Origin of the sequence: Alloscardovia sp. HMSC034E08 (assembly GCF_001813415.1) — a bacterium.
Taxonomy (GTDB): domain Bacteria; phylum Actinomycetota; class Actinomycetes; order Actinomycetales; family Bifidobacteriaceae; genus Alloscardovia; species Alloscardovia omnicolens.
Genome location: NZ_KV812468.1, coordinates 257814 through 271873, shown reverse-complemented (window position 1 = coordinate 271873; position 14060 = coordinate 257814). Strand labels below are relative to the sequence as shown.

Annotated in this window: 13 protein-coding genes; 12 read left to right on the top strand and 1 reads right to left on the bottom strand. The window is 51.1% G+C overall.

Annotated elements, in window-relative coordinates:
• Positions 1-16: 16 nt before the first annotated feature.
• On the bottom strand, positions 17-1219 hold the full coding sequence (gene glf, locus HMPREF2909_RS02645) for a UDP-galactopyranose mutase (RefSeq protein ID WP_071415123.1): 1203 nt from the start codon (positions 1217-1219) through the stop codon (positions 17-19).
• A gap of 127 nt (positions 1220-1346) precedes the next feature.
• On the opposite strand from glf, the gene HMPREF2909_RS02640 reads away from it, so the two are divergent.
• The 12 genes from HMPREF2909_RS02640 to HMPREF2909_RS02590 all read left to right on the top strand — a co-directional run bounded on the left by HMPREF2909_RS02640 (position 1347) and on the right by HMPREF2909_RS02590 (position 14011).
• The gene (locus tag HMPREF2909_RS02640) at positions 1347-2213 is read left to right on the top strand and encodes a hemagglutinin (RefSeq protein ID WP_071415122.1); all 867 of its coding nucleotides are present in this window, start codon (positions 1347-1349) and stop codon (positions 2211-2213) included.
• Between the two features lie 77 nt (positions 2214-2290).
• Positions 2291-3358, top strand: coding sequence for a LacI family DNA-binding transcriptional regulator (locus HMPREF2909_RS02635; protein ID WP_071415956.1), 1068 nt, complete (start codon positions 2291-2293; stop codon positions 3356-3358).
• A gap of 83 nt (positions 3359-3441) precedes the next feature.
• The gene (locus tag HMPREF2909_RS09445) at positions 3442-3615 is read left to right on the top strand and encodes a hypothetical protein (RefSeq protein ID WP_246815501.1); all 174 of its coding nucleotides are present in this window, start codon (positions 3442-3444) and stop codon (positions 3613-3615) included.
• Complete coding sequence (locus tag HMPREF2909_RS02630; RefSeq protein WP_246815500.1) at positions 3572-4816, top strand: ABC transporter substrate-binding protein; 1245 nt, start codon at positions 3572-3574, stop codon at positions 4814-4816. The genes HMPREF2909_RS09445 and HMPREF2909_RS02630 overlap by 44 nt, the downstream gene beginning before the upstream one ends.
• Positions 4817-4958: 142 nt before the next feature.
• Positions 4959-5915, top strand: coding sequence for a carbohydrate ABC transporter permease (locus tag HMPREF2909_RS02625; RefSeq protein WP_022857111.1), 957 nt, complete (start codon positions 4959-4961; stop codon positions 5913-5915).
• Positions 5905-6783: a carbohydrate ABC transporter permease gene (locus HMPREF2909_RS02620; protein ID WP_071415121.1), complete on the top strand. Its 879-nt coding sequence runs from the start codon at positions 5905-5907 to the stop codon at positions 6781-6783. The genes HMPREF2909_RS02625 and HMPREF2909_RS02620 overlap by 11 nt, the downstream gene beginning before the upstream one ends.
• A gap of 41 nt (positions 6784-6824) precedes the next feature.
• Complete coding sequence (gene yicI / locus HMPREF2909_RS02615; protein WP_071415120.1) at positions 6825-9242, top strand: alpha-xylosidase; 2418 nt, start codon at positions 6825-6827, stop codon at positions 9240-9242.
• Between the two features lie 171 nt (positions 9243-9413).
• Positions 9414-10433: an ADP-ribosylglycohydrolase family protein gene (locus HMPREF2909_RS02610; protein WP_071415119.1), complete on the top strand. Its 1020-nt coding sequence runs from the start codon at positions 9414-9416 to the stop codon at positions 10431-10433.
• Between the two features lie 55 nt (positions 10434-10488).
• The gene (locus HMPREF2909_RS02605; protein ID WP_071415118.1) at positions 10489-11931 is read left to right on the top strand and encodes a purine-cytosine permease family protein; all 1443 of its coding nucleotides are present in this window, start codon (positions 10489-10491) and stop codon (positions 11929-11931) included.
• 2 nt (positions 11932-11933) lie between these two features.
• Positions 11934-12863 carry a PfkB family carbohydrate kinase gene (locus HMPREF2909_RS02600; protein WP_071415117.1) on the top strand — a complete coding sequence of 310 codons (930 nt, stop codon included), beginning with the start codon at positions 11934-11936 and terminating at the stop codon, positions 12861-12863.
• A 127-nt stretch (positions 12864-12990) separates the two neighbouring features.
• The gene (gene rpsF, locus HMPREF2909_RS02595; protein ID WP_021617535.1) at positions 12991-13287 is read left to right on the top strand and encodes a 30S ribosomal protein S6; all 297 of its coding nucleotides are present in this window, start codon (positions 12991-12993) and stop codon (positions 13285-13287) included.
• 109 nt (positions 13288-13396) lie between these two features.
• Positions 13397-14011, top strand: a complete 615-nt coding sequence (locus HMPREF2909_RS02590; RefSeq protein ID WP_021617536.1) for a single-stranded DNA-binding protein — start codon at positions 13397-13399, stop codon at positions 14009-14011.
• The last annotated feature ends 49 nt before the right edge of the window (positions 14012-14060 follow it).

Here is a 14060-nt window from a genome sequence, read left to right as displayed (position 1 = left end):
GTAATGCAGTAGGCTCCTACCCCAGCAGCCTCGCCACCTGCTTCTCAAAAGCAATCAGCGCGGTATTAATAACCTGATGCATATCGTAATAAGCATACGTTCCTAAACGACCGCCGAACACCACCGGAGGTTCCGCCTCGGCCTTCGCTTTGTATGCAGCATACAAAGCCTTGTCTGCTTCGGTATTAATTGGGTAGTACGGCTCGTCGTCCTTACCGGCAAAGCGCGAGTATTCTTCCCAGACCACAGTCTTGTTCGGGTTCTGCTGTTCGCGACGCTCTGGATTAAAGTTCTTAAACTCGATAGCGCGCGTGTAAGGAACGTCAGCATCAGCGTAGTTCATCACAGGAATACCGAAATGATCAGCCTCATCGTAGCGCTTTTCTTCAAAATCAACCGTGCGCCACTGCAGAGCGCCGAGCTCATAATCAAAATACTTATCGACTGGACCCGTATAAATAACCGGAACAGAACCTACTAAAGCGCTCTTGTTATACGGCTGGCTTTCGTTAAAGAAGTCAACGCCTAACGTAACGGTAATGCGTGGATCGTCAATCATGCGCTCAAACCAAGCGGTATAGCCGTCCTTTGGCAGCCCCTCCCAGGTGTCCTTAAAGTAGCGGTTATCGTAGCTAAAACGTACCGGAAGGCGGCGGATAATGCTGGCCGGCAGATCGCTCGGATCGGTCTGCCACTGCTTACCGGTGTAGTTGCGAATAAAAGCGTTGTACAGCGGCTCGCCGATAAGCTTCTTGCCCTGCTCGTCCAAATTTTTCGGCTCAATATGCGCGAACTCGCCAGCCTGCTCCTCAATCACTTTCTGAGCCTGAGCCGGCGTATATGCGGCGTGGAAGAACTGGTTGATCGTGCCCAAATTTACAGGCAGAGGGAAAACCTCGCCCTTGTGCGTGGTGTAGACGCGGTGCACATAATCGGTGAACTCGGTAAAACGGTTCACATAATTCCATACGCGTTCGTTCGAGGTGTGGAAGAGGTGTGCGCCGTATTTGTGAATTTCCGCGCCGGTCTCCTCGTCGAAGTAGGAGTAGGCGTTACCGCCGATATGATCGCGAATGTCGATAATATGAACAGTTTTATCCGTATGCTCAATAATCTGCTGTGCGGTAACCAAACCGAATAAGCCAGCGCCAACAATAACAACATCGGCTTGAAGTGGCGTGTTTTCGCTGAGCTCGGCAGCTTTACGAATCTGAACCATTGTCTTGTCCTTTGCATGAGCACATGTATTGAGAAAGTAGTATATGTGAAGTACATATGAACATTTCCCATGTTTTAGTGTATAGGGACGTGCAACAAAATGCACTTTTGCGCTACAGTGGTGCGTTATGGCTCAGAAAACTTCGACCTTGTCCTCTAAGTCTGCTCGCACCGTCGCTTTATGGTGTTTCGCGGCAGCACTCATCTGCGCTCTCGCGCTTGGCTTGTCAAAGCTTATCGCGTGGCAGCAAGCGGTCGAACGAGCACAAAACTCACAAACCGCGTTGTACACTAAATACAGTTTCGACCCCGGCTACATTATTTCAGACGAGCAGTTTTTTGATTCCGACTCCATGACGACTGCAGAAATACAGTCTTTCCTTGAGGAGAAAGGCGCGAACTGCAGCGGAGATTTGTGCTTAAAAAATTTAACGGTACCTGTTACGTCACAAAATGCCGATAACGAGTGCTCAGCGTATACGGCCCCTGACTCAGGTACTGCTTCGGTTGCTCAGATTATCGATGCGTCCGCGCGTGCCTGCGGAATCAGTCAAAAAGTTTTGCTGACCATTCTTCAAAAAGAACAAAACCTTATTAGCAAAACTTCTGTTACTCAGGAAGAGCTGGATAAAGCGCTCGGACTATCGTGCCCAGATACCGAGGCATGCGACGTGAACTATGCCGGCTTCTTTAAGCAGGTCTATGGCGCCGCTCACCGTTTTAAGTACTATCTCAACCATGAAAAGCAATATAATTATCACGCCGGAACGCTCAACTCTGTGCGTTACTCGCCGAACGAGGCATGCGGTGCAAGCGACGTGTATATCTACAATGACGCTACAGCAGTGCTCTACATTTACACGCCTTATCAGCCGAATGCAGCCGCTTTAGCTGCAGGAACAGGTACGGGAGACGAGTGCTCGTCATACGGAAACCGTAACTTTATGATTATTTATACGAGTTATTTCGGCTCACCAACCGTGAAGCAGGAGTAACGAAGCAGGAGTAGCGAGGTTGGAGCAGGTACGAGGTGCCAAGTGCGCTCGTTTACTTCTGCAGATACAATGCAAGAGTGCGGTCAAAGAAAGTAAGCATTAGCGATGTTGCTCGTCACTGCGGTGTGGCGGTTAGTACGGTATCGTACGTTATTAACGGAAACCGTTCGATTAGTAAGGAAACGCGCGCTCGCGTTCTTGATACAGCAAAAAAGCTCGGCTATGTGCCGAAAAACCGTATAATTGCTCAACAGTTAGGCTTGTTGGATTCATCGTCCTCGAAACCTACGAAAGTGATTGCGCTCAGTTCGCCAGTTCATCGGTATACGGATTACACGAATTATGCCGTATTTTTCTTTGCTTTAGCGCAGCACGCTCGCCGTTACGGCTACGATATTTTATTGCTTATGCATGAAAGCGGCGATGCAGAAATGTATCGTGTAGTTGAAAACAATATGGTTGACGGTATTTTACTGCTTGATGTTTTGCTGTCTGACTCGCGTGCAGAGATTGCTAAAAATTTGCCAGTTCCTGTGGTAGCTGTGGGGTATCCGAATAATACGGAAAATATTTGGGCTGTTGATTTGGATTTTGAGCAGCTGGGACGCGATTCTGTGATAAAAGTGCATGAACTTGGTCATACACATGCTTTGATTTTAGGCGGTGTAGATAGTGCGTTTGAAGATGGATCGAATTATCTTGTACGTTACCGCGACGCAGCAGAAAAGTGTGGTGCTGATTTAGGTGTGCATGTTAGTTTTGAAAGTTTGAGTGGGTATTCGAAAACAGAAATTGAGCACTCTCTTGACCTGGGACTTGCGCGAGACCCTCAGATTTCAGCCATTTTTTGGCAGGGTAGCGCAGCTGGCGCAGGCATGCTCATGGATATTTTGCATCAACGCAGCATCGGTGTGCCAGCAGATATGTCTGTTATTTCTGCCTGTACAAATGGGGCTTCACGCTTGCCCCAGCCCATCGACGAGTTTCCTATGGATCCAGCAGCCGCCTGCAAACGCGCGGTAGATGTTCTTATGGAAGTTTTGCAACATCAGCGCTATGATGTGGGATCGGTGGAACTTATTCATGGGGAATACATGCCGATGGGCACGCTTGGCCCGGTTCCTTTGGAAAAACGTAAGGTATGAACCCATCGAAATTTATCGAAATTATATTGCTCTCCTTGCACTGTTCTCCGTACTCTATTACTACGTGATTGTTCAACTCGAAGATGAGGCGAGAAGACGATCATGACCACACGGATGTGGTGAGAGTTAAGAAGAAAATCGTCGAAGGAGACGACATGAAAGCGCTATCCAAACTTGTAGCTGCAGGCGTAGCTGTTGCTGCTCTCTTCTCTGTTGCTGGCTGCGGCTCGCAAAGCACTCAGCAGGAGAAAGATTAAAACGCTCAAGGTCTGGCATTATGAGGAATCAAGTGGTGCTCAGGGTAAGGCTTGGGATAAAGCTATCGAAATTTTTGAGAAGAAGTACGGTGTAAAGGTCAAGTTCGAGAAGAAGTCTTTCGAACAGATTCGTCAGAATGCTTCGCAAATTCTCAATTCCGATCAGGTTCCAGACGTTATGGAATACAACAAGGGCAATGCAACAGCTGGTTTGCTTGCAAGTCAGGGATTGCTTACTGATTTGGGCGATTACGTAAAGGAATACGGCTGGGATAAGAAGATTTCTGGTAGCCTTGCATCCACCGGAAAATACGATGACAAGGGCATTATGGGCTCTGGTAACTGGTACGGCATCACCAATTACGGTGAAGATGTGGTGATGTACTACAACCAGGACATGTTCAACAAGTACGGCATCGAGATTCCAAAGACGTACGACGAACTGGAAGCTGCAATGCAAAAGTTCGTCGACAATGGGGTAACTCCATTGTCTGAAGGTGTGGCAGAGTATCCATTGCAGCACCTGTGGTGGCAGCTGGCTCTGAGCAAGGCAGATAACAAGTTTATTGACGCCTATGAAATGTATAAGGGCGACGTCAATTGGAGTGGCGAAGAGCTCACCTATGCCACACAGACGATTGCCGATTGGGTAAAGAAAGGCTACATTTCTAAGGATTCCACTGGTGTGAAGGCAGAAGATGCAGGTCAGGCCTTTATGAATGGTACCTACCCGATGTTCTTCTCAGGAACCTGGTGGTTTGGTCGCTTCCAGACTGAAATTCCAGACACGAACTGGACCTTCTCTACCTTCCCAGACAGTAAGAAGGTTGTGGGCTCGTCCGGCAACATTTGGGTTGTTCCAGAACGCTCCACGCGCAAGGATTTGGCAGCTAAGTTTATCGACATTACTTTAAGCCCAGAAGTGCAGAATCTTATGGGTAATGCAGGTGGTTTGCCAATTGCTGCAGATCCAGATGCTATTACCGATGAAAAGTCTAAGGAACTCATCGAATCCTTTAACACTGTTCTTGAAAACGATGGCTTGGGCTTCTACCCAGACTGGCCAACATCCACTTTCTACGATGAGCTTAATGCATCTCTCCAAGAGCTGGTTAATGGCACATCTGATGTAAAGAAGACGCTGGAACAGATGAAGTCTAACTACGACAAGGGTGTTGCAGACGCTGGCGTTAAAGAATAATTAGACACCTTCACAAAATCCAACAACTATGCGCGCGGGGAAGCCGTTTTCTCCCCGGCAAGACCCCGCGCGCTCTTTTTCGGCAATCAACAGCACCAGCAGCACGCGCGTGCAATCTCGCGCACAATCAGTGGAGTACACAATGAGTACATCAAAGAAATCACATAAATCAGGAACGCGCACAGCTGAAGCCTCGCGTATCCCGGGCAGTCCATCCAACAGGTTCTGGCTCTACCTTATTCCGGGCTTTATTATGTTGCTGTGGATTATCGTTATCCCAGCCATCTGGAATCTCTATCTGAGCTTTACCACATACCGTGGCATTAAACCGCCGGTATGGGCGGGGCTTAAAAACTGGCAGAAACTCATGACTGATGCCACGTTCTGGGCCTCGTTTAGAAACTCTATTTGGATGATTATCGCTATGGTAATTATTCCTATTTTGATTGGCTTGGTTCTGTCGGCACTTATGTTCGATGTTGTGCAAAAGAAGTTCGGTGCGAAAGCAGCCTCCACTTTCCGAGCAATCTACTACTTCCCTCAACTTCTGCCGATTTCTGTGGCAGCGTTGGTGATGGGATGGATTTTCCGTCCAGAAAACGGTGCACTCAACGCGGTTCTTAAGGTAATTGGTTTGGGAGCTCTGCAGCATGACTGGTTAGGAAAGCCAGATACAGCACTCATCTTCCTTATGCTTATTATGATTTGGATTCAAATTGGTTACCCGCTCATTATCTTTATGTCTGGCCTGCAGCGCGTCGATCCAGAACTGTATGAAGCAGCCAGCTTAGATGGCGCAAACTGGTGGCAACGCTTTACCGCTATTACTCTGCCGTCCATTCGCCCAGAAATTTTCGTGGTTGCTCTTACCTGCACCATTGCAGCACTTAAGGTATTCGGGCCAGTCTACATGCTTACTCGAGGCGGTCCAGGTACCTCCACTATCGTTCCGTCCTACTATTCCTACACACAGTTCTTCCAATCGCAACAAGTTGGTTACGGTGCAACAATTGCAACCGCACTCACCATTGTGGTTGTTATCGTATCCGTAATTTTCACCACCCTTCAGGAGAAGGTTGCAAAGGAAGATGAGGCATAAAATGGCTACTACACATACTTCAACACGTATTCCTCGCGCTCGCAAAATCCGTACCGGCGGCGACTGGCTTATTCTTGCCTTCCTCGTTGTAGGCGGATTGGTTATGCTCTTCCCGTTTATTGTGTTGCTGCTCAATGCTTTTAAAACAACAGCACAATACAATAGCTCTGGTCCATTAAGCATTCCAACCGAACTCCAATTCGATGGTCTTATGAAGTTCTGGAACCGCGTGAACTACCCAGAAAAGCTCTGGAATAGCGTATGGACGTCTGGCCTGGTTGCAGTGCTCGCAGTTATTCTGTCGATGTTTAACGCTTTCGCCCTAGGAATCGGCCGAGTAAAAGGACGCCGCTGGATTATTCTGCTCATAATGTTGGCCAATATGCTTCCACAAGAAGCGATGCTGTATCCGCTCTACATTATGTTCAAGGAAATTGGCCTGTATAACTCGCAGTGGGCAGTAGTTATTATCTTCACCGTTATTCAAAGTGCATTTGGAACTTATCTGCTCTCGAGCGTGTATGGCACATTCCCGTCAGCAATTTTGGAAGCAGCTACCATCGACGGTGCGAACAGGTGGACTATCTTTACGAAGATTGTGTATCCAATTTCTAAGCCAACACTGTCGGTTATGCTCGTCTTCTTCTTCATTTGGACATGGAACGAGTATATGATTCCAATGGCATTCTTGATCGACAACAATACGCAAACAATTCCAATTGCAGTGGCATCGCTGTCGGGTGATCGTCTGATGGATGTTACTACTATCGCCGCCGCCTCGCTTATTAGTATTGTGCCAACTTTGGTGTTCTACCTTATCTTCCAGCGCACACTGGCTCGAGGTATTACCACCGGCGCGGTCAAGTAATACAATCAAACCAACAAAAACGAAACGGAGAAGGATAAACAATGAAGTTTACGAACGGCTACTGGCTCCTGCGAGACGGAGTAAGCGCTATCTATGCGCGCGAAGCGTACGAACTGCATCCGGATACAGAGCGTAAAGAAGTAAATATCGTCGCGACATCCATGAAAGTCAACGATCGTGCGAACACGCTCAACCTGCCAATTTTCGACGTAACCCTCAGCTCCCCAGCAGAAGGCGTTATTCGTGTGCGATCCGAGCATTGGTCAGGAGCTACGCAGTACCCAGGCTTCCCGCTCAACGAGGAAGATGTGTACAACAATCCACGCGTGTCGGTAGAGGCTCAGGGCAACGGCGATGGTGAGGCAGGCGAGGACGGAGCGAGCGTTATGCTCGCCTCGGGCGAGCTGTCTGCTCGCGTAGTCAAGGGTGCTTCGTGGAACTTGAGTTTCGAGGCGCGTGGCGAAGAGCTCACCAGTTCGGCGGGTAAGTCTCTGGCTCATTTCGCGCTGGCTGAGGGAGCTGCTGTGTCGGCTCAGCCAGCGGGCGAGTTTGGCGTGTCACTCGACGGAACGGCGCGCGATGAGTCTGAGGTTTTCAGCTCTATCCAGCTGCATCTGGGCGTGGGCGAGCAGGTGTATGGCTTCGGCGAGCGCTTCGGCACGTATATTAAGAACGGCCAGAGCATCGATATTTGGAACGAGGACGGCGGCACCGCTTCCGAGCAGGGCTACAAGGATATTCCGTTCTATATGACCTCACGTGGCTATGGCGTGCTCGTGAACAATCGCGGTCACGTTTCGTATGAGGTGGGTAGCGAAAATACTGAGGCTGTGCAGTTCTCGGTTCCGGGAGAAGCGCTTGATTTCTGCATTATTTACGGTCCAACACCAAAAGAAATTTTGGAGCGCTACACGGCGCTGACTGGCCGTCCAACCCGCGTTCCGACCTGGAGTTACGGTTTGTGGCTCACCACCTCTTTTACCACCAAGTACGACGAAAAGACCGTAAACAGTTTTGTTGATGGTATGGCTGAGCGCAATATTCCGCTAAGCGCTTTTCATTACGACTGCTATTGGATGCGTGAATTCCAGTGGACTGATTTCGAGTTCGATGAGCGTTTCTTCGGCACGATTGACCAGGTGGAGAAGAGCTTGCGCAGTCTGCACGGAGACAAGGGATTGCATGTGTGCGTATGGCTTAACCCGTATCTGGGTCAGCGCGGTTCGGCGTTTAAGGAAGCTTTAGAGCGCGGATATCTCGTGAAGAAGCCAAATGGTGAGGTCTGGCAGACTGATTTTTGGCAAGCAGGTATGGGATTGGTTGATTTTACGAATCCGGATGCGCGCGCTTGGTATAAGAGCAAAGTTAAGGCTCTGCTCGCTCATGGCGTAGACGCGATTAAGACTGATTTTGGTGAGCGTGTTCCTCGAGACGTTGTGTGGGCGGATGGTTCTCCTAAGCTGTCGATGCATAACTGGTATACGCAACTGTATAATCAGACGGTTTTCGAAGCTCTTGAGGAAACCTATGGTAAAGGTAAGGCTTGCTTGTACGCGCGTTCTGCCACGGTGGGCGGTCAAATGCAGCCAGTGCATTGGGGTGGTGACTGCGAATCCACCTTTAACGGCATGGCTCAAAGCTTGCGTGCAGGATTGTCGCTCACATCGTCGGGCTTCGGCTTCTGGAGTCACGATATTGGTGGCTTCGAAGGTGCCTTCCCAGACCCAGCGGTGTACAAGCGTTGGATTGCCTTTGGTATGCTCGGCTCCCACTCGCGTTTGCATGGTTCGACTGTGTATCGCGTGCCATGGTTGTTCGACGAAGAAGATGAGAAGAACGGCGTAATCAATGCACCTGGTCAGAGCGCTGTCGACGTGCTGCGTCAGTTTACCTTGCTCAAGCTGGAACTGATGCCGTACCTGTTCGAATTGGGATTGCAACCAGAAGCGCATGGAACGCCAGTGATGCGCTCGATGTTCTTGGAATTCCCCGAAGATCCAACAGCGCGTGTGCTGGATCGCCAGTACATGTTCGGCCCATCCCTGCTGGTCGCGCCAGTATTTAGCTACAGTGGAGATGTGGAATATTATCTGCCAGCGGGCACGTGGACGAACTGGTTTACCGGCGAAAAAGTGGTATCTGAGCATGGTGTGTGGCGTAACGAAAACCACGCATTCGATACCGTGCCACTGTGGGTGCGCGACGGCAGTATTATCCCAACACATCCAGATGCCACCTCGCCGCAATACGAGTATGGCAAGGATACTGTTGTGGCTGTATTTGGCGAAGCGCAGGTGCGTGTAAGTGAAGAAGACGGCAGCTCGGTTGCGTTTTCGTCTCGTGTTCTCGAAGATGGTCGCACAGAAGTGACCAGCTCGGACGGTCGCGACTTCCGTGCTCGCTTGGGTGTGGACGGCGAGCTCGTAGCCTCAACGCACGGTGTTGCAGTGCTCGAATAATGGACAGCCTTGCTTCAATCGTTTGAAGCCGCTACGTATACCGATGAGTATGCGTAGCGGCTTTATACATGCTCCATGCGCTCTGTTATCGTGTGCATCAGATGCAGTAGTTTTTATTATTAGTCATCGCATTTACTCGTAACCTAACCTCTTACAGAAAGCTGCATGAGCATGACTACGCCTTCGCCAGCATTTTCTCGTTCCTTAGGAGCATTACAAGGCCTCGCGCTGGGGGATGCCTTAGGTATGCCCACGCAAAGCATGAGCGCTGAGTGGATTAAGCAAGCGTACGGCACTATCGATGGTTTGCGCGATGCCATTGCCGACCAGCCTATTGCTCCGAACATGCCTGCCGGCTCGGTCACAGACGATACCGAACAAGCGCTTATCGTAGCGCGCTTAATTATTAACGGCAAAGGGCATATTGATGCGCTCGCTTTAGCTCACGAACTGCTCGATTGGGAAGACGATATGCGGGCGCGAGGCTCGCATGATCTGCTTGGACCTTCTACCAAACTTGCTCTCGAACACATTCGAAACGGTGCAGATGGTCGCACTACCGGGCGCACAGGAACAACCAACGGTGCGGCCATGCGCGTTACTCCTGTAGGTATAGCGAATCCGTCGAGTGATGTGCGCCGTTTAGCTGAACGCGTGCATGAATCCTGCAAAGTAACGCATAACACGGTGCATGGTTTTACTTCCGCGGCGCTTGTTGCAGCCGCGGTGAGTTTCGGTATTGACGGTGCGAATACCCGCGATGCTCTTGAAGAGGCAGTGCAGTGCATTACGCGCATGCGCGACTTTATCGCCGATTTCGACTGTGCCTGGAGCGCAAAAGCAGACGTTGTAGCTCGCACAGAAGTGGCGCTCAATGCCGCCTGCCACGCTACCGATACAGAGTTTGAACACTTCCTGCACAACGTGTGTGGCACTTCTGTTGAATCCAACGAATCGATTCCAGCAGCCTTCGCGCTGGCCTGGCGATTCGCCGACGAACCATTTGTCGCACTCTGCGAAGCTGTATCGCTCGGAGGAGATACCGACACTATTGCAGCCATGTGCGGCGCCATTCTCGGCGCAAGCGGAGCGGCGAACGCATTCCCTGAGCACGTCATCGCCACTATCACTCAGGTTTCGCGCCTGAACTTAGAACCCCTTGCTCAACAGTTATGCGTTCTACGCGGCTAAACGCGCGGTGAGTATGTTGAGCGAGACAAAAAGAGAAAAAGGAGAAAGAAAAATTATGGCTGAAAATTCGCCAAAGCAATCGCACATGCTCACCAAAGTTGAGCAACGCGGTCTAGAACCAGTTCCCGACGATCAGCGCAATGGCACGCCAGGTCAGCTCTTCTGGGTGTGGTTCGCCGCCAATATTTCCATTTTGGGCATCCCACTGGGAGCAACGCTCATTTCGTTGGGCTTGAACGTCTGGCAGTCCGTGCTCGTTACGGCTATCGGATCGTTCGGGTCCTTCGCCCTCGTCGGCATTATTTCTGTTGCCGGTCGCCGCGGAGGAGCGCCATCGCTCGGTTTATCGCGCGCCATTTTCGGTGTGCGCGGAAACATCGGTCCGGCAGTTGTTGCCCTGTGCAGCCGTTTAGGCTGGGAAACCGTTAATACGATTACCGGCGCTTTCGCACTGCTCTCGCTGTGGGCAATCATCTTTAAGACGCCGGTTACCGCGAAAGAAGCGCCAGGCTTAGTCCTCGCTTTTATCCTCATTTTCGTGGTCCTCACGATTATTGTGGCCGTGGCCGGTCACGGTTTTATCCTCAAAATCCAAAAATGGGCAACCTGGATTTTCGGTGCTCTCACGCTACTGGTCGCTGGCTATTTGACCGCAACCGTTGATTGGTCGCTCGTTCTGTCCGGCAAGCCTGGCTCGCTGAGCGCTGTACTCATTGGCATCGGCACGATTGCTGCGGGAACAGGTATCGGCTGGGTTAACTCGGGCGCGGATATGGCGCGCTACCAGAAGAAAGACGTGAAAACCAGTTCCCTCATCTGGTCCGCTGCTGCCGGCGCAGGCATTCCGCTCGTTCTCGTTATTACCGTTGGTGCGATTTTAACCTCCGGTGGCTCTGGTATCGCTTCTGCTGCCGACCCAGTGATTGCTGTGCGCGATCAGCTTCCTGCTTGGGTTTCTGTGCCATACTTGATTTCCGCTTTCGCAGGCCTGCTCATGTGCAACAGTCAGTCCGTGTATTCCGCAGGTTTGGCGACTCTTGCCACCGGCATTCGCATTCCTCGCACGGTGGCTGTGGTGGTGGACGTCGTTGTGACCACGGCGGGCGCGCTCTATTTTACGCTCGGTTTCGATGGATTCTATGGTCCGTTCATCACCTTCATTTCGCTACTTTCCGTTCCGCTCGCCGCGTGGACAGGTATTTTCCTTGTCGATATGATTGACCGCCGCACCTACGATGGCGATTCCCTCGTGGATCTTTCCCCTCGTTCGCGCTACTGGTACGCCGCCGGCTTTAACGTGTCTGGCTGCGTCAGCTGGATTGTTGCGTTTATTGTCGGCTACCTGTTCGTTACAGCACGCGTTTCGGCCGATGAAGTCTGGTTCTCCGGTCCGCTCGCCGGCACGTTTATCGGCAAGAACGGTTTGGCGTGGCTCGTCACCATGCTTTTGGCCGCCGGCATTTACGCCGCGTGGGGCAGCGCTCGCTCGAAGGAGTAGATATGGCGCGCGTACTGCATTTCGGTCAAGTTATTATTGACTTTACTTTGCTTATTGACGCTCTACCCGAGCCGGACGGCGATGTCTTCGCTTCTGACTCAGGTGTGCATGTAGGCGGGGGATATAACGTTCTGTATGCGGTTAGACAGATGGGTGCGGATGCTGTGTATGCCGGCGCTGTAGGAGAAGGGCCAATGGCTCAGCTGGCTCTCAAGGCGCTCGATGAGATTGGCATTGTGTTCTGCGGTGCGCGCGTTCCTAGCATGGATACTGGCATCTGTGTTGCTATGACCGATTCCAGTGGTGAACGCACTTTTGTGTCTACCCGCGGAGCTGAAACGCACGTTCCTCATGACTTCTACGAAAACCTCGAAGTAGCCGATGGCGATGTTGTGTATCTCTCGGGCTACTCTTTCGCTCACACGGATAACCGTATTGCTCTGGAACGCTTTGCTCGCGCTCATGCAGGGCGTAGCGGTTTTACGCTTTTCGATGTCGGTCCTATGGTTGGTTCTATCGAACAGAGCAGTCTCGACGCGGTAGCCAATCTCAACCCGTTATGGTCGCTTAACGAACGTGAAAGCGCGATCTTGTGCGGGCGTCTCGCAGTCAACGCTTCGGACAACCTTGCCGAGCGTTGCACAAACTTAGCTGACGCACTGTCCGCGCGCGTTTTGCTGCGAGCAGGAGAGCAGGGCGCTTGGCTGAGTGAAGGCGCGGTCTATATTCCAACGCCTACGGTCAGCGTGGTGGATACGAATGGAGCAGGAGACGCACATGCCGGCGTTTTGTGCGCGGCCATGCTTGAGGGAATGAGCCTCGAGGAAGCGCTCAAACTGGCCAATTGTGCGGGCGCATTGTCTACGCAAAAGTTCGGTCCGGCTACCTGTCCGAGCCGAGCAGAACTCGAGGAAGCGTATCGTGCGCTCTAACTTGCTCTCGTCGGGTGGCGCGAGTATCCTAGAAGAGTTGTCTTGACGCGGATTGCGTCAAACATAGAGTAAACACATTCTCCTGCTGCAGAAGGTCTGCAGCCGATAAGTCCGAAGGAGGTGGGTGATGTCTGCTCACAAGTATGAACTCATGCTCATTGCTGACCCTGAACTGGATGAACGCGCAGTGAAGAAGTTGGTTGATACCTATCTGGAAACAGTCACCAACGAAAAGGGTACCGTCGACAATGTTGACGTGTGGGGCCGCCGCAAGTTGGCTTACGAAATCGAAGGCAAGACCGAAGGTAACTACGCTGTAGTGAACTACACTGCCGAGCCAGCAACAAGCGACGAACTTGATCGTTTGCTGAACCTCAACGAGTCCATCGTTCGCACGAAGATTCTTCGTACCGACGCTGAGTAAATCGTTGTTATCCGCGCTCGCTTGCTTTGCTTAAGCCGGGCGAACGCGATCGAAAAAATAAAGTAAACGTAAAACTTTAGATTTTACTTTCCAATTAACGGAGATAGTCATGGCTGGAGAAACCGTCATTACTGTAGTGGGTAATCTCACTGCCGATCCTGAGTTGCGTACCACAGGAAATGGAAGCCGCGTAGTGAACTTCACTATTGCATCCACTCCTCGTACATACAATCGCTCTACAGGTCAGTTCGAAGACGGTGAAGCGCTCTTTATGCGTTGCAGCTGCTGGGATTCCCAGTACACCACCATGGCCAGCAATATTGCACAGTCCCTCACGAAGGGTATGCGCGTTATTGCACAGGGCAACCTCGTTCAGCGCTCCTACCAAACGCAGCAGGGCGAAAGCCGTACTGTAGTGGAATTGCGTGTTACCGATATTGGTCCATCCTTGTTGCGTGCGACTGCCTCCGTGAACCGCATTTCTTCTGGTGCTGGTAACTCAGGAAACTTCTCTGCTCCTCAAGCACAGAACTCTCCAGCTGGTAATGGTGGATTCCAGGGCGGAGCATCGGCTCCAAACTACTCGAACGGTGCAAGCTATAACGCTGCATCTGCTCCATCAACAGATCCATGGAGTGCATCCGATGACTCTGCAGACTCCTTCGGCGGAGGTTCTAGTTTCGGCGGATCATCTGATTTCGGTTCTGACGAGATTTCTTTCTAACAGATAGATATAAGAAGCACGAAGAAAGCGCATCTAAAGTTAAATTTTT